This window comes from Streptomyces sp. NPDC049954 (assembly GCF_040656295.1).
Classification (GTDB): Bacteria; Actinomycetota; Actinomycetes; order Streptomycetales; family Streptomycetaceae; genus Streptomyces.
This window is the reverse complement of record NZ_JBFALS010000014.1, coordinates 65,688-84,922: the sequence shown is the minus strand read 5'-3', so window position 1 is coordinate 84,922 and position 19,235 is coordinate 65,688. Positions and strand designations below refer to the sequence as shown.

The 19,235-nt window shown below is 73.7% G+C and carries 19 protein-coding genes and 1 tRNA gene; 10 read left to right on the top strand and 10 right to left on the bottom strand.

Annotation, left to right across the window (positions count from 1 at the left end; all coding sequences use genetic code 11):
- Nucleotides 1-35 precede the first annotated feature (35 nt).
- From AB0J21_RS27370 to AB0J21_RS27360, 3 genes are all read left to right on the top strand, one after another.
- Nucleotides 36-926 carry an FAD binding domain-containing protein gene (locus AB0J21_RS27370; RefSeq protein ID WP_363148779.1) on the top strand — a complete coding sequence of 297 codons (891 nt, stop codon included), beginning with the start codon at nt 36-38 and terminating at the stop codon, nt 924-926.
- A gap of 155 nt (nt 927-1,081) precedes the next feature.
- Nucleotides 1,082-2,731 carry a 2Fe-2S iron-sulfur cluster-binding protein gene (locus tag AB0J21_RS27365; protein ID WP_363148860.1) on the top strand — a complete coding sequence of 550 codons (1,650 nt, stop codon included), beginning with the start codon at nt 1,082-1,084 and terminating at the stop codon, nt 2,729-2,731.
- Nucleotides 2,728-5,046: a xanthine dehydrogenase family protein molybdopterin-binding subunit gene (locus tag AB0J21_RS27360; RefSeq protein ID WP_363148778.1), complete on the top strand. Its 2,319-nt coding sequence runs from the start codon at nt 2,728-2,730 to the stop codon at nt 5,044-5,046. Before AB0J21_RS27365 ends, AB0J21_RS27360 begins: the two co-directional genes overlap by 4 nt.
- A 244-nt stretch (nt 5,047-5,290) precedes the next feature.
- Here the strand turns inward: AB0J21_RS27360 and AB0J21_RS27355 are convergent.
- From AB0J21_RS27355 to AB0J21_RS27345, 3 genes are all read right to left on the bottom strand, one after another.
- A tRNA-Cys gene (locus tag AB0J21_RS27355) sits at nt 5,291-5,362 on the bottom strand.
- 154 nt (nt 5,363-5,516) lie between these two features.
- Complete coding sequence (locus AB0J21_RS27350) at nt 5,517-6,275, bottom strand: sulfite exporter TauE/SafE family protein (RefSeq protein ID WP_363148777.1); 759 nt, start codon at nt 6,273-6,275, stop codon at nt 5,517-5,519.
- The gene (locus AB0J21_RS27345) at nt 6,272-7,165 is read right to left on the bottom strand and encodes a DMT family transporter (RefSeq protein ID WP_363148776.1); all 894 of its coding nucleotides are present in this window, start codon (nt 7,163-7,165) and stop codon (nt 6,272-6,274) included. The genes AB0J21_RS27350 and AB0J21_RS27345 overlap by 4 nt, the downstream gene beginning before the upstream one ends.
- A gap of 165 nt (nt 7,166-7,330) precedes the next feature.
- Between AB0J21_RS27345 and AB0J21_RS27340 the strand changes: the two genes are divergently transcribed.
- The 7 genes from AB0J21_RS27340 (at nt 7,331) to AB0J21_RS27310 (ending at nt 13,587) form a co-directional block, all read left to right on the top strand.
- Entirely contained in the window at nt 7,331-8,803 is a 1,473-nt protein-coding gene (locus AB0J21_RS27340; protein WP_363148775.1) for an MFS transporter, read from the top strand.
- 50 nt (nt 8,804-8,853) lie between these two features.
- Nucleotides 8,854-9,051 carry an Arc family DNA-binding protein gene (locus tag AB0J21_RS27335; RefSeq protein ID WP_363148859.1) on the top strand — a complete coding sequence of 66 codons (198 nt, stop codon included), beginning with the start codon at nt 8,854-8,856 and terminating at the stop codon, nt 9,049-9,051.
- Nucleotides 9,051-9,434 (top strand): type II toxin-antitoxin system death-on-curing family toxin, encoded by a 384-nt coding sequence (locus AB0J21_RS27330; protein ID WP_363148774.1) that lies wholly within the window; start codon nt 9,051-9,053, stop codon nt 9,432-9,434. The genes AB0J21_RS27335 and AB0J21_RS27330 overlap by 1 nt, the downstream gene beginning before the upstream one ends.
- 107 nt (nt 9,435-9,541) lie before the next feature.
- A complete protein-coding gene (locus tag AB0J21_RS27325; protein WP_363148773.1) occupies nt 9,542-11,332 on the top strand; it encodes a DEAD/DEAH box helicase in 1,791 nt (596 codons plus the stop codon).
- A gap of 370 nt (nt 11,333-11,702) precedes the next feature.
- Nucleotides 11,703-12,347 carry a helix-turn-helix domain-containing protein gene (locus AB0J21_RS27320; protein ID WP_363148772.1) on the top strand — a complete coding sequence of 215 codons (645 nt, stop codon included), beginning with the start codon at nt 11,703-11,705 and terminating at the stop codon, nt 12,345-12,347.
- Nucleotides 12,348-12,480: 133 nt separating this feature from the next.
- Nucleotides 12,481-13,269, top strand: a complete 789-nt coding sequence (locus AB0J21_RS27315; RefSeq protein ID WP_363148771.1) for a S16 family serine protease — start codon at nt 12,481-12,483, stop codon at nt 13,267-13,269.
- Between the two features lie 171 nt (nt 13,270-13,440).
- Nucleotides 13,441-13,587, top strand: coding sequence for a hypothetical protein (locus AB0J21_RS27310; RefSeq protein WP_363148770.1), 147 nt, complete (start codon nt 13,441-13,443; stop codon nt 13,585-13,587).
- Nucleotides 13,588-13,642: 55 nt separating this feature from the next.
- On the opposite strand, the gene AB0J21_RS27305 is transcribed toward AB0J21_RS27310, so the two are convergent.
- From AB0J21_RS27305 to AB0J21_RS27275, 7 genes are all read right to left on the bottom strand, one after another.
- Nucleotides 13,643-13,852: a hypothetical protein gene (locus AB0J21_RS27305; protein WP_363148858.1), complete on the bottom strand. Its 210-nt coding sequence runs from the start codon at nt 13,850-13,852 to the stop codon at nt 13,643-13,645.
- 95 nt (nt 13,853-13,947) lie between these two features.
- Nucleotides 13,948-14,583 (bottom strand): winged helix-turn-helix domain-containing protein, encoded by a 636-nt coding sequence (locus AB0J21_RS27300; protein WP_363148769.1) that lies wholly within the window; start codon nt 14,581-14,583, stop codon nt 13,948-13,950.
- An 80-nt stretch (nt 14,584-14,663) separates the two neighbouring features.
- On the bottom strand, nt 14,664-15,650 hold the full coding sequence (locus AB0J21_RS27295; protein ID WP_363148768.1) for a glycine betaine ABC transporter substrate-binding protein: 987 nt from the start codon (nt 15,648-15,650) through the stop codon (nt 14,664-14,666).
- Nucleotides 15,647-16,495, bottom strand: coding sequence for an ABC transporter permease (locus AB0J21_RS27290; protein ID WP_363148857.1), 849 nt, complete (start codon nt 16,493-16,495; stop codon nt 15,647-15,649). Before AB0J21_RS27290 ends, AB0J21_RS27295 begins: the two co-directional genes overlap by 4 nt.
- Before the next feature lie 179 nt (nt 16,496-16,674).
- A complete protein-coding gene (locus tag AB0J21_RS27285; RefSeq protein WP_363148767.1) occupies nt 16,675-18,018 on the bottom strand; it encodes a betaine/proline/choline family ABC transporter ATP-binding protein in 1,344 nt (447 codons plus the stop codon).
- Nucleotides 18,011-18,658: an ABC transporter permease gene (locus tag AB0J21_RS27280; protein ID WP_363148766.1), complete on the bottom strand. Its 648-nt coding sequence runs from the start codon at nt 18,656-18,658 to the stop codon at nt 18,011-18,013. Before AB0J21_RS27280 ends, AB0J21_RS27285 begins: the two co-directional genes overlap by 8 nt.
- Nucleotides 18,659-18,696: 38 nt before the next feature.
- Entirely contained in the window at nt 18,697-19,233 is a 537-nt protein-coding gene (locus tag AB0J21_RS27275; protein WP_363148856.1) for an Lrp/AsnC family transcriptional regulator, read from the bottom strand.
- Nucleotides 19,234-19,235 lie beyond the last annotated feature (2 nt).

Sequence of the window (19,235 nt, the reverse complement as noted above, 5' to 3'; positions counted from 1 at the left end):
GGACATGTCGGGGGCATCGGGAAGGGGCAGCCGCTTTGACCACGCAGGCATCGCAGGCGGAGACCGTCACCCTGCCCAGCACGCTCGACGAGGCCGTCGCGGCGCTCGCCGCGACCCCCGCGGCCGTCCCCGTCGCGGGCGGCACCGACCTCATGGCCGCCGTCAACGCCGGACTCCTGCGCCCCGCCGCCCTCGTGGGCCTCGGCCGGATCAGCGAGATCCGCGGCTGGCAGTACCTCGACGGGCACGCGCTGCTCGGCGCCGGACTCACCCACGCCCGCATGGGCCGCCCCGACTTCGCCGCGCTCATCCCCGCGCTCGCCGCCGCCGCGCGCGCCGCCGGGCCCCCGCAGATCCGCAACGCGGGGACGCTGGGCGGCAACATCGCGACCGCCGCGCCCTCCGGCGACGCGCTGCCCGTGCTCGCCGCGCTGGAGGCCACCGTCGTCCTCGCGGGCCCCGGCGGCGCGCGCCGCGAGGTGCCCGTCTCGCATCTGCTGACCGGCATGGAACTGCTGCGGTCCGGTGAACTCATCGGCTACGTAAGGGTTCCGCTGCTGCACGCCCCGCAGGTCTTCCTCAAGGCCACCGGGCGCACCGGCCCCGGACGGGCCGTCGCCTCCGTCGCCCTCGTCCTCGACCCGGCCCGGCGCGGGGTGCGTTGCGCGGTCGGCGCGATCGCGCCGATGCCGCTGCGCCCCCTGGAGGCCGAGGCCTGGGTCGGCTCCCTCATCGACTGGGACGGGGACCGCAGCCTCGCGCCCGAGGCGCTGGCCGCGTTCGGCGAGTACGTCGGCGCCGCCTGCGTCCCCGATCTCCCACCGGGCGAGGACGGCGTCAGCCCGCCGCTCTCGCCCGCCGTACAGCACCTGCGGCGCACCGTCGCCGCACTGGCCCGTCGAGCACTGGGGAGGGCGCTGACATGAGCGAAGAGCAGCGGCGGGGCGAGGACGGCCCCCGGCCCTACGGCGAGGACGAACGCCCGCCCTACGGCGAGGACCCGTCCGCCGGGTACGGCGAGGCCGGCCCCGCGGCCTACGGCGAGGGCGCCGGGCCCGCCGCGCACGGCGGCTGGGAACCGATGCCGCGCACCGAGTACGACGTGGACGCGACGGCCTTCGTCCGGCTGCCCGAGGAGCTGATGGACGCGGCGCCGCTCGCCGCGCCCGGCCACGGGTACGTACCGCCGCGCATCCCGGCGGCCGGGACCGACCCGGCGGCGACCGGGAGCTGGCCGGTCCCGCAGCACGCCGACGGGCAGCACCCGGCGCCGCCCGAGACCGAGGCACCCGGGGAGCCCGCCTACGGCACCGCGGCACAGCCCCCCGCGCAGTGGACCTTCACCCCGGAACCCGCCGTCGAGGCCGCGTACGACACGCAGCCGCAGGCCCCCGCCGCCTCCGACGTCACCGGGGAGTGGACGATCCCCGTCGCGGGCGGCCGACTGCCCGAGGACTCCGGGGAGTTCCAGGGCTCCTCACTGCCCGCACAGCTCAGCTCCCAGTGGGGCACGGGCACGGCCCCCGCGACCCTGCCGGGCGGAGCGCTCGCCCCGTGGGCGACCGGGCCGGAGCCGGAGGCACCCGGGGCCGGTACCCCCGAGGAGGAGGCGCCGGCCGACGGGCCGGAGGCCGCCGGGGCCACCGCGACGGACACCGCCGACGGACCGGACCCGGACCCGGCGCGAGAGACGGCCCAGGCGTCCGCGCCGGAGCAGGGCCCCGAGTCCGTACCGGACCAGGGCCCCGAACCCGCGCCGGAGCCGGACACCGCCGCACCCGACGACTCCGTCCACGACGCGACACCCGGGGACCCCGCACCCGAGGCCGCAGCGGACCCGGCGTCCGAACCCGTAGCCGCCCCGGACGCCGATGTCGACGCCGACGCGCTCCCGCTCGCCGACGAACACCCGCTGTCCTCCTACACCCTCACCGTCAACGGCATCGACCGGCCGGTGAGCGGGGCGTGGATCGGCGAGTCCCTGCTGTACGTGCTGCGCGAGCGGCTCGGGCTCGCCGGGGCCAAGGACGGCTGTTCGCAGGGGGAGTGCGGGGCCTGCGCGGTGCAGGTGGACGGGCGGCTCGTCGCCTCCTGCCTGGTGCCCGCCGCGACGACGGCCGGCAGCGAGGTCCGTACCGTCGAGGGGCTCGCGCGGGACGGCGAACCCTCCGACGTGCAGCGGGCGCTCGCCGCGTCCGGCGCCGTGCAGTGCGGGTTCTGCGTGCCCGGCATGGCGATGACCATTCACGACCTGCTGGAGGGCAACCCCGCGCCCACGACGCTGGAGGCCCGGCAGGCGCTGTGCGGCAACCTGTGCCGCTGCTCCGGCTACCGGGGCGTGCTCGACGCGGTGGACGAGGTCGCCGAGCGGCGCAAGGAGAGCGCCGACGCGCACGCCGCCGCGAAGGAGGAGGCGGCCGCGGCCGCGCAGTCCGCCGAACCGGCCGAGGAACACGCCCGCATCCCGCACCAGTTGGGGCACCACGCGTACCAGGAACAGCAGGAACAGCTAGAACAGCAGGACGGGCAGGAGCACGCGGCACCCGCTCCCGACGACCCCGGTGCCGCACCGTACGCGCCGCCCCCCGGGGCGACCCCGCCGCACGGCACCGACTACCCGAGCGAGTCGCACGGCGCCGGCCACGCGGTCCACGACTACCAGCAGGGCGAGGCGTACCCGCAGGGCCCCTACGGGCAGGACGGCGCCTCCCGGGACGGAGGGCAGGCATGAGCGAGGACAGCGGCGTGGCCACCGCCGAGGAGGGCGCCCCCGAGCCGGTGGCGGTCCCCGAACCGGAACCCTTCGGGCTCGGCACCTCGCTGAGGTCGACCGAGGCGCGCGCCAAGACCGAGGGCACCTTCCCGTACGCCTCCGACCTGTGGGCCGAGGGCCTGCTGTGGGCGGCCGTCCTGCGCTCCCCGCACGCGCACGCGCGCATCGTGTCGGTCGACGCCTCGCAGGCCCGCCGGATGCCGGGGGTGCGCGCCGTCCTCACCCACGAGGACCTGCCCGCCGCCGGGGTGCCCTACGGGCGCGGGGTCGCCGACCGGCCGGTGTTCGCCTCCGCGCTCGTGCGCCACCACGGCGAGGCCATCGCGGCCGTCGCCGCCGACCACCCCGACACGGCCCGGATGGCGGTCGCCGCGATCATGGTCGAGTACGAGGTGCTCGAACCGGTCACCGACCCCGAACAGTCCTTCGAGGCACCGCCGTTGCACCCGGACGGCAACCTGATCCGGCACATCCCGCTGCGCTCCGGCGACCCGGAGGCGGTCGGCGAGGTCGTCGTGGACGGGCTGTACCGCATCGGCCGCCAGGACCCCGCGCCGATCGGCGCCGAGGCGGGTCTCGCGGTGCCCAGACCCGACGGCGGCGTCGAGCTGTACACGGCCTCCACCGATCCGCACGGCGACCGCGAACTGGCCGCCGCCTGCTACGGGCTCAGCCCCGACCAGGTCAAGGTCGTGGTGACCGGGGTGCCCGGGGCGAGCGCCGACCGCGAGGACCCGAGCTTCACACTGCCGCTCGGCCTGCTCGCGATGCGCACCGGCCACCCCGTCAAGCTCACCGCGAACCGCGAGGAGTCCTTCCTCGGCCACGCGCACCGCCACCCCACCCTGCTGCGCTACCGCCACCACGCCGACGCCGAGGGCCGGCTCGTCAAGGTCGAGGCGCAGATCCTGCTGGACGCCGGTGCCTACGCGGACAGTTCGGCGGACGCCCTGGCCGCCGCCGTGTCCTTCGCCTGCGGCCCCTACGTCGTGCCGAACGCCTTCATCGAGGGCTGGGCGGTGCGCACCAACAACCCGCCCTCCGGCCATGTCCGGGGCGAGGGCGCGATGCAGGTGTGCGCGGCGTACGAGGCGCAGATGGACAAGCTCGCGAAGAAGACCGGCGTGGACCCGGCCGAACTGCGGCTGCGCAACGCCCTGTCGACCGGCGACGTCCTGCCCACCGGCCAGTCGGTGACCTGCCCGGCCCCCGTCGCCGAACTCCTGCGGGCGGTGCGCGACGCGGAGCTGCCGCCACTGCCGAAGGACACCCCGGCGGACGAGTGGCTGCTGCCCGGCGGCCCCGAGGGCGCGGGCGATCCGGCGGCCGTGCGGCGCGGCGTCGGCTACGGACTGGGCATGGTGCACATGCTGGGCGCGGAGGGCGCCGACGAGGTCGCGACCGCGACGGTCAAGGTCCACGACGGCATGGCCACGGTCATCTGCGCCGCCGTCGAGACCGGCCAGGGCTTCTCGACGCTGGCCCGGCAGATCGTGCAGGAGACCCTCGGCATCCAGGACGTGCGGGTCGCCCCCGTCGACACCGACCAGCCCCCGGCCGGACCGGCCTGTCACGGGCGGCACACGTGGGTCTCGGGCGGGGCGGTGGAGCGCGCGGCGAAGATGGTGCGCACCCAGCTCCTCCAGCCGCTCGCGGCCACCTTCGGGATGTCGGTGGAGCTGCTCCAGATCGCCGACGGCAAGATCACCAGCTATGACGGGGTGCTGTCCACGACGGTCGCGGAGGCCCTGGACGGCAAGGAGCTGTGGGCGACCGCGCAGTGCCGTCCGCACCCCACCGAACCGCTCGACGCGGACGGGCAGGGCGACGCCTTCGTGGGCCTCGCGTTCTGCGCGATCCGCGCGGTCGTCGACGTCGACATCGAGCTGGGCGCGATCCGGGTCGTGGAACTCGCCGTCGCACAGGACGTCGGCCGGGTCCTCAACCCCGCGCAGCTCAGGTCCCGTATCGAGGCGGGGGTCACGCTCGGCGTGGGCACGGCGCTCACCGAGAACCTGCGCACCCCGCGCGGGCTGGTGCGCCACCCCGACCTCACGGGCTACCCGCTGCCGACGGCGCTGGACACCCCGGACATCCGCATCGTCGAGCTGATCGAGGAACGCGACGTCGTGGCCCCGTTCGGCGCGAAGGCGGTCAGCGCGGTCCCCGTGGTGACCTCCCCGGCCGCGATCGCCTCGGCGGTCCGCGCCGCGACCGGCCGCCTGGTCAACCGCCTCCCGATCCGTCCCCAGCAGGCGGTGGCGAACCCGTAGCCTCCGGCGCCGTCAAGTGCCGTCGTCTGTCGGTGGTTTCGCGGGTACCCGGCGGACATGAACACGTGGGTGAGGCGTCTGCCCGGGTCCGCGCTCCACGGAGCGGGGACGTACGCGTTCAGGCCGGCGATCGAGCGCGACTGCGGCGGGCGAAGCAGGGGAGGCCGAACTGAGCACCCCGCCCCACCGGTCCGTACGCGAAAGGGCGGGACGCACCCCTCGGTGCGTCCCGCCCTCGCGGCGGAGGCCGTGATCGGATTCGAACCGATGTAACCGGCTTTGCAGGCCGGCCCCTGAACCACTCGGGCACACGGCCGAGAAGAAGTCCGGTGGACCGCTCGCGCGCCCCGGAACCTCCCGACTCCCCGACCGTAGAGCCGGGCCGTGGTGGCGGACAAGGGCCCGGCGGGCGCCGCCACGCGACTGACATACGCCGTTCACGCCCGGCCGCCCAGGTCCCCGGCCCCGGTTCAGCGCAGGACGAGCTGGGCGATCGCCACGAGGCCCACCGTCACGACGAAGACGCGCAACGCCCGCGGGCTCAGCCTGCGCCCGTAGCGCGCCCCGAGCTGCCCGCCGAGCGCGGAACCGGCCGCGACGAGCGCGACCGCCGTCCAGTCGAAGGCGGCGGCGAACAGGAAGAAGACGGCGGCCACCCCGTTGACGACGGCCGCCAGCACGTTCTTCACCGCGTTGAGGCGTTGTAGCGGCTCGTCCAGCAGGGAGCCCATCAGGGAGAGGTAGATGATGCCCTGAGCGGCCGCGAAGTAGCCGCCGTACACGCTGGCCAGCGTGATGCCCGCCGACAGCAGCGGACCGTCCTTCTTCTCCCCCTGCCCGGCGGCGCGCCGCCGCACCCGCGCGCTGATCCGCGGCTGGAGCACGACGAGGACCAGCGCGAGCCCGACGAGCACCGGCACGATCAGCTCGAAGGCGGCGGCGGGCAGCACCAGCAGCAGCGCGGCCCCCACGAGGGAACCCGCCGCCGCGCCCGCGGCCAGCCGCAGCACCCGGTGCCGCTGCCCGGCCAGTTCGGAGCGGTAGCCGATCGCCCCGCTCACCGAGCCCGGGACCAGGCCCAGCGCGTTGGACACCGTGGCCGTCACCGGCGGCAGGCCGGTCGCGACCAGGACCGGGAAGGTCAGCAGCGTGCCCGAGCCGACCACCGTGTTGATCGCGCCCGCCCCGGTCCCGGCCGCGAACACCGCGAGCATCTCCCACCCCGTCATACGGCGCCCCGCACCACGGGCCGCACCGCGCGGCGCCGCGACACCGCGACGCCCGCCAGGCACAGCACGCCCCCGGCCAGCGTCAGCGGTCCCGGGACCTCGCCGAGCAGCGCCCACGCCATGAGGACGACCAGCGCGGGCACCGCGTACGTCGTCGCGCCCATCCGCCCCGCCGTCGTCCTGGCCAGCGCGAAGGCCCAGGTCGTGAAGGCGACCGCGGTCGGGAAGACGCCGAGGTAGACCATGTTGAGCGTGGCCGGCAGCGGGGCGTCCGCCACCTGCGCCACGAGGCTGCCCGCGAAGGGCAGGCACACCACGGCGCCCACCAGACACCCGAAGGTCGTCACCTGGAGCGCGCCGCCGTGCGCGAGCGCCGGCTTCTGCGCGACCACCCCGCCCGCGTACGCGACCGCCGAGCACAGGCACAGCACGACGCCGAGCAGCGAGGCGTGCCCGCCGCCGGACGTGGACAGCCCCACCACGACGGCGCCCGAGAACGACACCGCGAGCCCGGCGAGCAGCCTCGGTGACAGCCCCTCGCCCAGCAGCCGTCCGCTGAGCAGCGCGATCAGCAGCGGCCCGACGTTGACGAGCATCGCCGCCGTCCCCGCGTCGACCTCCCGCTCGCCCCAGTTGAGCAGCACCATGTACGCGCCGAACCACAGCACGCCCGAGACGGCTATGCCGGGCCAGGCGGCGCGCGGCGGCCACCCGGTGCGGCGGACGAGCGCGAAGCCGCCGAGGACCACCGCCCCGGTCAGCAGCCGGCCGAGCGCGAGCGCCCCGGGGGAGTACGCGGCCCCCGCGCTGCGGATCGAGACGAAGGCCGAGGCCCATAGCACGACGGTGACGGTGGCCGCGAGCAGGGCGGCGCGGGAAGACGTTCGCATGAGCAGAAGGTATGCGGCGGACACTTCGGCCGTCGACGAAGTAACGGGAGGCGCCACGCACGCCCCCGGAAGCTCCCGTACCGCCGGCGTCCTACGACCAAGGGACGAGTTCCCACCCTCCGCGCGACAGGGGTCATACCCGGTTGTGCCACTTACGCTGACCGTATGAGTGTGATCGAGCCGCGCGGCGAAGAGGCCGCCGAAACCGCCGTCACCGGGCACGGCGACCCCGCCCCCTCCGGCCGCCCCGCCGGCGTCCTCGGCCCCGGCTTCCTCGCGCTCAGCATCGGCATCGTCTCCGTGGTGCTGCTCATCGCCTTCGAGGCCACCGCCGTCGGCACCGCCATGCCGGTGGCCGCGCGCGAACTCGACGGGGTGCCGCTCTACGCCTTCGCGTTCTCCGCGTACTTCACCACCAGCCTGTTCGGCATGGTGCTGGCCGGCCAGTGGGCCGACCGCGCCGGACCGCTCGCGCCCATCACCCTCGGCATCGGCGCCTTCGCGGCCGGGCTCCTGCTGTCCGGCACCGCCGCCACCATGTGGATCTTCGTGCTGGGGCGGGCGGTGCAGGGTCTGGGCGGCGGGCTCGTCATCGTCGCGCTGTACGTCGTGGTGAGCCGCGCCTACCCGCGCCGCCTCCAGCCGTCGATCCTCGCGGCCTTCGCGGCCTGCTGGGTCGTGCCCTCGGTCGTCGGTCCGCTCGTCTCCGGCACCGTCACCGAACACCTCGGCTGGCGCTGGGTGTTCGTCGGCATCCCGGTACTCGTCGTGCTGCCGCTCGCCCTCGCCCTGCCGCAGATTCGCCGCCGCGCCGCCGGACCGCCCGCCCAGGGGGAGCGGTCCGTGCCCGACCGGCGCCGCATCCGCTTCGCGTTCGCCATCTCGCTGGGCGCCGGACTGCTCCAGTACGCGGCCCAGGACCTGCGGTGGCTGTCCCTGCCGCCCGCCCTCGCCGGGGCCGCGCTGCTCGTGCCCGCCGTACGCGTGCTGCTGCCCGCGGGGACCTGGCGCGCGGCGCGCGGACTGCCCTCCGTCGTCCTGCTGCGCGGTGTCGCGGCCGGGTCCTTCATCGCCGCCGAGTCCTTCGTACCGCTCATGCTCGTGACCCAGCGCGGGCTGTCCCCGACCCTCGCCGGGCTGTCCCTCGCGGTCGGCGGCAGCACGTGGGCCCTCGGCAGCTTCCTCCAGTCCCGTCCGCGCATGGAGGCCCACCGTCCGCGCCTGATGATCCTGGGCATGGTGCTCGTGGCCGCGGCCATAGCGGCGGCCCCGAGCGTCCTGATCCCCTCCGTCCCGGTGTGGACGGTGGCCGTGGCCTGGGCCTTCGGCTGCCTCGGCATGGGCGTGGTGACCTCCTCCACGAGCGTCCTGCTGCTCCAGCTCTCCGCCCCCGAGGAGGCCGGCGCCAACTCCGCCGGCCTCCAGATCGCGGACGGCCTCTCCAACGTCCTGCTGCTCGCCGCCGGGGGAGCGGCCTTCGCGGCGCTGGGCGGGGGAGCGGTGGGCGGGGCGCACACGGTGACCGGGGCCGCCACCGGCTCCCACCCGGCCGCCTTCGCCGCCGTGTTCCTGCCGATGGCGGCGGTCGCGGCGGCGGGGGTGTGGGTGGCCGCGCGGGTACGGGGGCCTTCGGCGTGACGCGGGAAGTACCACGGTGACCCCATAAGTGGTACCGTTCTGGTATGGCTATGAATCTGCGTCTCCGTGACGACCAGCAGGAAAAGCTGAAGGCGCGTGCAGATGAGGAGGGCCGCAGTATGCACGCCATAGTGCTTCAGGCGATCGACCGCTACCTGGAACAGGAGGCGGACAGGTCCACCGTTCGGCGTCTCGGCGCGAAGTACGCCGCTGGACACGCGGATCTGCTGCGAAGGCTGGGCGAGTAGTGAAGTACTTGACAGTCCCGGAAGCATTGGAGCTGGCGGAGCTCGCCTGTCCTGGAATGCAGATCGCCGTGCGCGATCTCGGGCTCCTGAGTTCCGCCCTCCACCGGCCGCAGTCCCAGATGTTCGGGGTGGAGGCGTACACCGATCTCTTCGAGAAGGCCGCTGGGCTCCTCCAGTCGCTGGCGGTGAATCATCCGCTGATCGACGGCAACAAGCGTCTGGCATGGATGTGCACGGTGGTGTTTCTGGACTTCAACGGCACGGAGATGCTGGAGGTCGACCAGGACGACGCCTACAAACTCGTCATCGAAGTGGCCACGGGAGATCTGGACGACGTCCAGCTGATCTCAGCCCGTCTGCGGTCCCTTCGGGACGCCGTGTGACCCATCTCCCACCCGCCCCCGCCCCCGCCAAGTCCCCCCGGCCGCACCGCCGGACACAGGTAGGGTGGCTCGTCGTCCCCAGAAGCCGAGCCTGATACGCGGAGAACGTGACTACCACCCCCACCTCCTCCCACAGCCTCTCCCCCGCCTTCCCCGGGCGCGCCCCCTGGGGCACCGCCGGGAAGCTGCGCGCCTGGCAGCAGGGCGCGATGGACCGGTACCTCCAGGAGCAGCCGCGCGACTTCCTCGCCGTCGCGACCCCGGGGGCCGGAAAGACCACCTTCGCGCTGACCCTCGCCTCGTGGCTGCTGCACCACCACGTCGTGCAGCAGGTCACCGTCGTCGCGCCCACCGAGCACCTGAAGAAGCAGTGGGCCGAGGCCGCCGCGCGCATAGGGATCAAGCTCGACCCGGACTACAGCGCGGGCCCGCTCAGCAAGGAGTACCAGGGCATCGCCATCACGTACGCGGGGGTCGGCGTACGCCCGATGCTGCACCGCAACCGCGTCGAGCAGCGCAAGACCCTCGTCATCCTCGACGAGATCCACCACGCCGGGGACTCCAAGTCCTGGGGCGAGGCCTGCCTGGAGGCCTTCGAGCCGGCCACCCGCCGCCTCGCGCTCACCGGCACGCCCTTCCGCTCCGACACCAACCCGATCCCCTTCGTGGCGTACGAGGAGGGGAACGACGGCATCCGCCGCTCAGCCGCCGACTACACGTACGGATACGGGAGCGCGCTGGGCGACGGCGTCGTGCGGCCGGTCATCTTCCTCTCGTACAGCGGCAACATGCGCTGGCGTACGAAGGCGGGCGACGAGATCGCCGCGCGGCTCGGCGAACCCATGACCAAGGACGCGATCTCGCAGGCCTGGCGCACCGCGCTCGACCCGCGCGGCGAGTGGATGCCGAACGTGCTGCGCGCCGCCGACCAGCGGCTGAGCGAGGTCCGCAAGGGCATCCCGGACGCGGGCGGCCTCGTCATCGCCACCGACCAGGACCAGGCCCGCGCCTACGCCAAGCTGATCCGCGAGATCACCGGCACCAAGGCGACCGTCGTCCTGTCCGACGACACCGGCGCCTCGAAGCGCATCGACGACTTCAGCGCGAGCGAGGACCGCTGGATGGTCGCCGTGCGCATGGTGTCCGAAGGCGTCGACGTACCGCGCCTGGCCGTCGGCGTGTACGCCACGACGATCTCCACCCCGCTGTTCTTCGCGCAGGCCGTCGGCCGTTTCGTGCGCTCCCGCAAGCGCGGCGAGACGGCCTCCGTCTTCCTGCCCACCGTCCCCGACCTGCTCACCCACGCCAACGAGCTGGAGATCGAGCGCGACCACGTCCTCGACAAGCCGAAGAAGGACGGCGAGGAGGACCCGTACGCCGAGTCCGAGAAGGAGATGGACGAGGCGAACAAGCAGGAGGACGAGGACACCGGGGAGCAGGAGGAGTTCGCCTTCGAGGCCCTGGAGTCCGAGGCGGTCTTCGACCGGGTCCTCTTCGACGGCGCCGAGTTCGGGATGCAGGCCCACGCGGGCAGCGAGGAGGAGCAGGAGTACCTCGGCATCCCGGGCCTGCTGGAACCCGACCAGGTGCAGATACTCCTCCAGAAGCGGCAGGCCAAGCAGATCGCGGGCAGCCGCAAGAAGCCCGCGGAGGAGGCCGACCTCCTCGAACTGCCCGCCGAGCGCCGTCCCGTCGTCTCCCACAAGGAGATGCTCGAACTGCGCAAGCAGCTCAACACCCTGGTCGGCGCCTACGTGCACCAGAGCGGGAAGCCGCACGGTGTGATCCACACCGAACTGCGCCGCGTGTGCGGGGGCCCGCCGAGCGCCGAGGCCACGGCGGGACAGATCCGCCAGCGCATCGACAAGGTCCGCGAGTGGGCCACGCGGATGAAGTAGAAACGGCGGGCGCCCGGCCGCACCGCCGGGCGCCCGCCCGTCCCTGAGGGGCCCCGCGGCGCCCGGCGGGAAACCCTCTCCGGGATCTCCCCCCACTCGCGTTCCGGACGCGTTCCGGACGCGTTCCGGACCGTTTCTCCGGGCAATACGGACGGTTCGCCTCCGTTACTGCCCGGATACTGGACGCCGACTTCCGCTGAGCGGACTCGCTCGCTAGTGTCCGGGCAACGCACACGCCCCGTGGCAGCGTGGCCCCGGAGCGCAGCCGGTGCGACAGACCGGCGGCCGCTGACGGGCGTCGCCGGACGGGACCGGCGGCACGTCCGCCGCACCGGGAGGCCGCCGCACCTCATCCGAAGGAGTGGGCGTCGTGACCGCGGAGACCTCTCAGACGCTCGACCGAGGACTCAGGGTCCTCAAACTGCTCGCAGAAACCGACCACGGCCTCACCGTGACCGAGCTGTCCGCCCGGCTCGGCGTCAACCGTACGGTCGTCTACCGACTGCTCGCCACCCTTGAGCAGCACATGCTGATACGCCGTGACCTCGGCGGCCGGGCCAGAGTCGGGCTCGGCGTCCTCGGCCTCGGCCGGCAGGTCCACCCCCTGGTGCGGGAGGCCGCGCTGCCCGCGCTGCGCTCCCTCGCGGAGGACATCGGGGCCACCGCCCACCTCACCCTCGTCGACGGCAGCGACGCGCTCGCCGTCGCCGTGGTCGAACCGACCTGGACCGACTTCCACGTCGCCTACCGCACCGGTTTCCGGCACGCCCTCGACCAGGGCGCGGCCGGCCGGGCGATCCTCGCCGCCCGCACCCCCTCCGGGCGCGCGATCACGACCTGCACCCTCACCAGGGACGAACTCGACGCGGGCGCGTGCGGAGCCGCCGCCCCGCTGCTCGGTGTCCCGGGCCTGGAGGGCAGCGTCGGCGTCGTCATGCTGCCCGACTCGGTCCCCGAACGGGTGGGCGAGCGCGTCGTGGACGCGGCCCGCGAGGTCGCCGACGCCCTGCACTGAGCCACCGGACGGTCCCGGGCCCGTGCGCGGGACCGGGGCCTGGCCCCTGGACCGGGCCGGGACTGCGGACCGGGCTCCGGGGGCGAGCCATGCCCTGCGCGGGACCTGTCGTCCGTCACGTTAGATTGTGGGCGTGTCCCTCCGCCTCACACGCCCCCGTGTTCTCCTGCTCTGCGCCCTTCCGGTGCTCGCGCTGTTCCTCGTGGCCGCGCTCGCCCCGCTGCCGTTCGCCGTGGCCCAGCCGGGCACGACGGCCAACGTGCTGGGGAAGAACGCCGGGGACCAGGTCATCACCGTCAGCGGGGCGCCCGAACGGAAGACCACGGGACAGCTGCGGATGACGACGATCCTGGCGACCTCGCCCGACGCGACGGTCAAGCTCGGCGACGTGCTCGACGGCTGGTTCCGCACCGACCGCGCCGTCATGCCGCGCGACTCGGTGTACCCCTCGGGCGGCGACGTCAAGGAGATCGAGAAGCACAACCTGGCCGACATGCGCGAGTCCCAGGACAGCGCGACCGCCGCCGCCCTGTCCTACCTGGGGCGCGACGCGAGCGAGGTGAAGGTGACGCTGAGACTCGCCGACGTCGGCGGCCCCAGCGCCGGACTGCTGTTCTCCCTCGGCATCGTCGACAAGCTCGACGGCGACGGCGGGGGCGGTGACCTCACCGGGGGACGCACCATCGCCGGCACCGGCACCATCACGGCGGACGGCAAGGTCGGCGCGGTCGGGGGAGTGGCCCTCAAGACCCAGGCCGCGCGCCGCGACGGAGCCACCGTGTTCCTCGTCCCCAAGGCCGAGTGCTCCGACGCCCGCGCCGAACTCCCCAAGGGCCTGCGGCTCGTACCCGTGACGACGCTGAAGGGCGCGGTCGGCTCGCTGCGCAAGCTGTCCTCGGGCGGGTCCGTGCCCGGCTGCTGACCGGCCGCGACGACCGTACCCGGGGAGCGGGCCCGGACCGGCGGGGTCAGGCCCCTTCGAGCCACGCGCGGCGCAGTCGGCCCTGATCCCGGCCTCCAGCGCGCTGCCCCGGGTCGGGAACTCGCGCACGACGGGGAAGCCGGACCTGTCCAGCGGGTAGGCGAGCGCGGCGTGGGCCGCACCCGGTCGGGCCACCGCGCGCACCGCGGCCGTCGGCCCGCGCCTGATCGTGGCCGAGTCCATCGACCGGGGGTCGTCCCCGACGCCGAGATCGAGGCCGTCGTGGACGAGGTGCTGCTGCCGCTGCTCGCCCCGTAGGGCCGCCCGTACCGGTGAAGTCGTGCCCGTCGCAGGGCTGTTGGGCCGGACCCGCTCAGGCCCGCGCGGTGGCGACCGCCGTGCGGGGCGTCGTCGCGAGGCGCAGCCCCAGGTCGACCAGGGTCCACCCGACCCGGGTGCGCAGCGCGGGGCGCCCAGTGGCGGGGCGTACGGCCTCCTGGGCGCGGGCCCAGTCGGCGGCCTGGGCGCGCAGCTCGCGGTCGCGGTGGGCGGCGAGGGACAGGTGGGTGGCGGGGTGCGTCATCATGGCGGGTCTGCCTTCCGTGTCGTGGTGCGAGGGGACGTGCGAGGGGACGTGCCTTCGGTACGTGCGGGAGTGCGAGGGGGCCGGGACGGTGGTCAGTCCCGCGAGGTGCGGAACGGCAGGGCGTGCAGGTGCACGCGTACCTCTTCCGCGCCCTCCTCCGCGGCGAGCGCCGGGGTCTCGAAGCTGTCGACCAGTTCGTGCAGTTTCCGGGTCAGTTCGGCGAGGCGGCCGGCCGTGAGGCGCAGCGTCATGTCGCTCATGTCGCCGACCTCGGCCCACTCCTCCGTCCACTGCGCGCGGTCCGCGATCCAGCCGGTCAGTTCCTGGTAGTGCGCGGCGGCCACCTCGTGCATGAGGACGTCGGCCGCGCCCCGGATCTCGGGGTCGTCCTGGTTCACCAGCCGCCCGTCGTAGGCGATGCCGCCCTCGACCGCCCGCCACCACCGCTCCCGCCCCTTGCCGTGCTCCGGGGCGTCCTCCACGAAGCCGAACTCGGCGAGCTGGCGCAGGTGGTAGCTGGTCGCCCCGCTCGACTCGCCCAGCCGCTTGCCGAGCTGGGAGGCGGTCGCGGGACCGTACCGGCGCAGCGCGTTGAGGAGCTGGATGCGCAGCGGATGCGCCAGGCCCCGCAGGGAGCGTTCGTTGAGGAGGCGGCGGGTGGGGCGGTCCGTGCCGCTCCTCGGGCCGGTGGGGCCGGGTTCGGTGTTCTCGGTGCTGTCCTTCGGCATACGAGAAGACTAAGAGTTGCAAAGAATCTCTGCAAGGGTTTTTTGCAAAGAATCTTTGCATCTCGTGCCCGGAGGGTCCCTCAGTCCCGTCCCTCCGTCACGAAGCCCTCCTTGACCAGCCAGTCCTTGGCCACGTCGTGCGGGTCCTCGCCGTCCACGTCGACCTTCGCGTTCAGCTCCTGCGCCACCTTGTTGTCGAGCTTCCTGGTGATCGGGTCCAGGACCTCCGCCATCTGCGGATGGTCCTTCAGCGCCTTGGAGTTGATCATCGGGGCGACGTTGTAGTTGGGGAAGAAGTGCTTGTCGTCCGCCATGACCGTCAGGTGCAGCGCGGGGATGCGGCCGTCCGTCGTGAAGACCTCGCCGAACACGCACGCGCCCTTGCTGGTCTGCGTGTAGACGATGCCGCCCGCCATCTTGGTGACCCGCGCGTTCGGGATGTTCATGCCGTACTTCTTCTTCATGCCGGTCAGGCCGTCCTCGCGAGAGGCGAACTCGCTCTCCACGCACAGCGTCGTCGCCGCCGGGTTCCGGTGCGACAGCTCCGCGACGTCGGAGAGCGTCTTCGTGCGGTACTTGCGCTGGTTGGCCGCGTTCATGCCCAGCGCGTACGTGTTGTTGAGCCGGCCGGGGGCGAGCCAGGTCACCCCGTTCCTGCGGTCGGCGTCCCGGACCGCGACCCACTGCTCGTGCGGGTCCGGGATCGGGCTCGCATGGCCGAGGTAGGTGATCCAGCCGGTGCCCGTGTACTCGTACATGGCGTCGGCGGCGCCGCTCCTGACGGCCTCCCGGGCCCCGATCGAGCCCTGGATACCGGTCCGGTCCAGCACCTGGGCGCCCGCCGCCCGGAACGCGATGCCGATCATGGCGCCCAGCACGAGCTGCTCCGTGAACTCCTTCGAGGTCACGGTGAGACTCGCGCCCTTCAGCGGCTCGCCCTTGCCGATCGAGCCCGGCCCCACGTCGTCCACGAGCGGACTGCCGCTGGTGAGGCCGCAGCCCGCCGCGAGCAGGACCCCGCCCGCGCAGGCCAGGGCGAGCGCGCGCACCCGCCGGAAGCCGGTCATGAGCCGACCTCCAGTCCGCGCGGGCTCAGCAGCAGCTCGGCGAGCGAGGCCAGCCAGTCCACGAGCAGCGCGAGCACGATGGTGAGGACCGAACCGATCACCAGGACCGACATGCGCTGGTTGGTGATCCCGGCGGTGATCAGGTCGCCGAGCCCGCCGCCGCCCCCGAAGGTCGCGAGCGCCGCCGTCCCCACGTTCAGGACCAGCGCCGTCCGCACCCCCGAGAGGATCAGCGGCACCGCGAGCGGCAACTCGACCCGGCCGAGCACCGCGAGGGGCGACATGCCGATCCCGCGCGCCGCCTCCAGCAGCGTCGGATCGTTCGCGCGCAGCCCCGCGATGGTGTTCGACAGCACCGGCAGCACCGCGTAGATGATGATGCCGATGAGCGCCGGGGTCTCGCCCGTGCCCAGCCAGATCACGAGCAGCGCGAGCAGCCCCAGCGCCGGGGTGGCCTGCCCGACGTTGGCGACCGCCACCGCGACCGGGGCCGCCCTCCGCAGCCGTCGCCGGGTCAGCAGGATGCCGAGCGGGATCGCGATGATCAGCACGAAGAACGTCGAGATCACGGTCAACTGCACGTGCTGGCGCACCCGCAGCCAGATGTTCCCGCCGCCCAGCGAGTTGCGCGCCACCGCGTCCAGGCTCGCGGTGTCGTAGTACACCCACGTGCCCAGCAGCGTCAGCGCGAGGACCACCGGCAGGAGAACCAGCTTGCGCCCGCCGATGCGCCGCGCCGGACGCCGTGCGCGGCCCGTGGCCGGGGCCCGCTCGTCCTCGGGCTCCGCCTCGTCGAGGTCCCGCCCGCCGTCGCCGTCCCGCGTCGAACCGTCGGCGGTGCGCACCGCACCGTCCGCGCCGTGCCGCGCCCGCGTCGGACCGGTACCGGAGCCGCCCCCGCGACGGGGCCCGCCGCCCTCGGCGTGCGCCGGGCCCCGCAGGCCCTCGCGCTCCTCGTACGGGTCCTCGCCGCGCGCGTGCTCCCGGTCGTCGAAACGCCCGGATCCCGGGCCCCGGTCCTCGCTCACCCCGCCTCCCCGTCCGCACCCGCCCGCGCGCCCGGCGCCTCGGGCGGCTTCGCGTCCGGTTCCTGCCGGGCCCGCAGCTCCGCCAGTTCGTGACGGTGCTCCGTGGCCTCCAGCCGGTCCTCCTCCAGCAGTGCGTGGACGGAGTTCAGGAGCGTCTGCATGTCGACCACGCCCTCGTACTCGCCGTGCCTGCCGGTCACCGCGACCCGCCCCGCGTTGTCGGTGAGGACCGCCTCCAGCGCGTCCCGCAGCGTCGCGTCCCGCGTCACCGTGTCCTGCACGAGCGAGCCCGCCCGCGCCAGCGAGCCCTTCGCGCGCATCAGGTCGCCGCGCCGCAGCCACTTGTACGGACGGCCCCTGCGGTCCAGCATCAGCAACTCGTTGCGGCCCGCCGCGCGCAGCTTGTCGAAGATCGTCTGGAGCGGGTCGTCGACGCTCACCGTCGGGTAGTCGGTGATCCCGACGTCCCTGACGCGCGAGAGGTTGAGGCGTTTGAGCGCCGCGCCCGCCCCGACGAAGCCCGACACGAAGTCGTCCGCCGGGTTGGTGAGGATGGCCTCCGGGGTGTCGAACTGCGCGATGTGCGACTGGTCGCGCAGCACCACGATCCGGTCCCCGATCTTGATGGCCTCGTCGAAGTCGTGCGTGACGAAGACGATCGTCTTGTGCAGCTCGCGCTGGAGCCGGATCAGCTCGTCCTGGAGATGGTCCCGGGTGATCGGGTCGACCGCGCCGAAGGGCTCGTCCATCAGCAGCACCGGGGGATCGGCGGCCAGTGCCCGCGCGACCCCCACCCGCTGCTGCTGACCGCCCGAGAGCTGACGCGGGTACCGGCCCCGGAACTCGCCCGGCTCCAGACCGACCAGGTCCAGCATCTCCTCGACCCGCGCCTTCACCCGCGCCTTGGGCCAGCCCACCATCTTCGGCACCAGCGCGATGTTCTGCGCGACCGTCAGGTGCGGGAAGAGCCCCGAGGACTGGATCGCGTACCCGATCTTGCGGCGCAGCCGTACCGGGTCCATGTCGGTGACGTCCTCGCCGCCGATCCTGATCCGTCCGCTCGTCGGCTCGATCAGCCGGTTGATCATCTTCAGCAGGGTCGTCTTCCCGCCGCCCGAGGGCCCCACGAAGACGACCGTCTCGCCCGCCTTGATCTCCAGGCTCACGTTGTCCACCGCCGGGAGGGAGGTCCCCGGGTAGATCTTGGTCAGGTTCTCCAGCTCGATGGTGGCCCCCACCCCTCCCGCCCCGCCGGACGCCGGGCCCGGGGTGACGGCCGAGGCGCCGGAGGCCGCCCCGGCGGAGGCGGGGGACGACGGCGTGGTCGACGCGTCAGACACGGATACCCCTCGCAATGGTGAGCCGGCCGATCAGGACGTACGCGGCGTCGAACAGCAGGGCGAGGACGACGATGCCGACGGTGCCCGCGAGGACCTGGTTGAGCGCGTTCTTGCTGCCCAGCGAGGTGATGCCGCGGAAGATCTCGTTGCCGAGCCCCGGACCCGAGGCGAACGCGGCGATCGCCGCGATCCCCATCAGCATCTGCGTGGACACCCGGATACCCGTCAGGATCGGCGGCCAGGCCAGCGGCAGCTCCACCCGCAGCAGCCGCGAGGCCCGCGACATCCCGATGCCCTTCGCGGCGTCCACGAGCGTCGCGTCGACCCCGCGCAGCCCCACGATCGCGTTGCGCACGATCGGCAGCAGCCCGTAGAGCACGAGCGCCACCACAGTCGGCGCGACACCCAGGCCCACGACCGGGATGAGCAGGCCGATCATCGCCAGCGAGGGCACCGTGAGAATCGTCGAGGTGGTCGTCGTCGCGAGGTTCCCCGCCCACGCGCTGCGGTACGTCACGACGCCGACCAGCACCCCGATCGCCGTGGCCAGGACCATGCACTGGAACACGACGCTCGCGTGCTGGTACGTGTCGTTGAGCAACTGCTCGTGGCGGTTGCCGAGGTAGGTCCAGAAATCCACGTCCGTACGCTCCTGACTCCCCGGCCACCGCCGAGCGCTCAGCCCGCGGGCCCGCCGTCCTCCAGCCCGTGCCCGTCCCGGCCGCCGCCGTCCTCGCCGCGTGCGTCCGGTGGCCGCGCCGCCTGCCGCACCAGCGGGATCACCCGCAGCGGCACCGGGTTCTCCATGACGATCGAGGTGGCGGCCCGGACGATGCCATCAAAACCCACAACCCGGTCGATCACCCGCTGGAGATCGCCGTTCGAGCGAGCCACCAGCCGGCACAGCATGTCGCCCTGCCCCGTGATCGTGTGCAGCTCCAGCACCTCGGGGACCCGCGCCAGATGAGCCCTGACCTGCGTGCCCCTGCCCTGTTTGATCTCCAGCGTCGCGAAGGCCGTCACCGGATAGCCCAGCGCCGCCGGATCGACCTGCGGACCGAAGCCCCGGATCACCCCTCTGGCCAGCAACCGGTCCAGCCGCGCCTGCGCCGTGCCCCGCGCCACCCCCAGCCGCCGCGAGGCCTCCAGCACCCCGATCCGCGGCTCCTGGTCGAGCAGCACGAGCAGCCGGCCGTCGAGTTCGTCGATCACCAGGA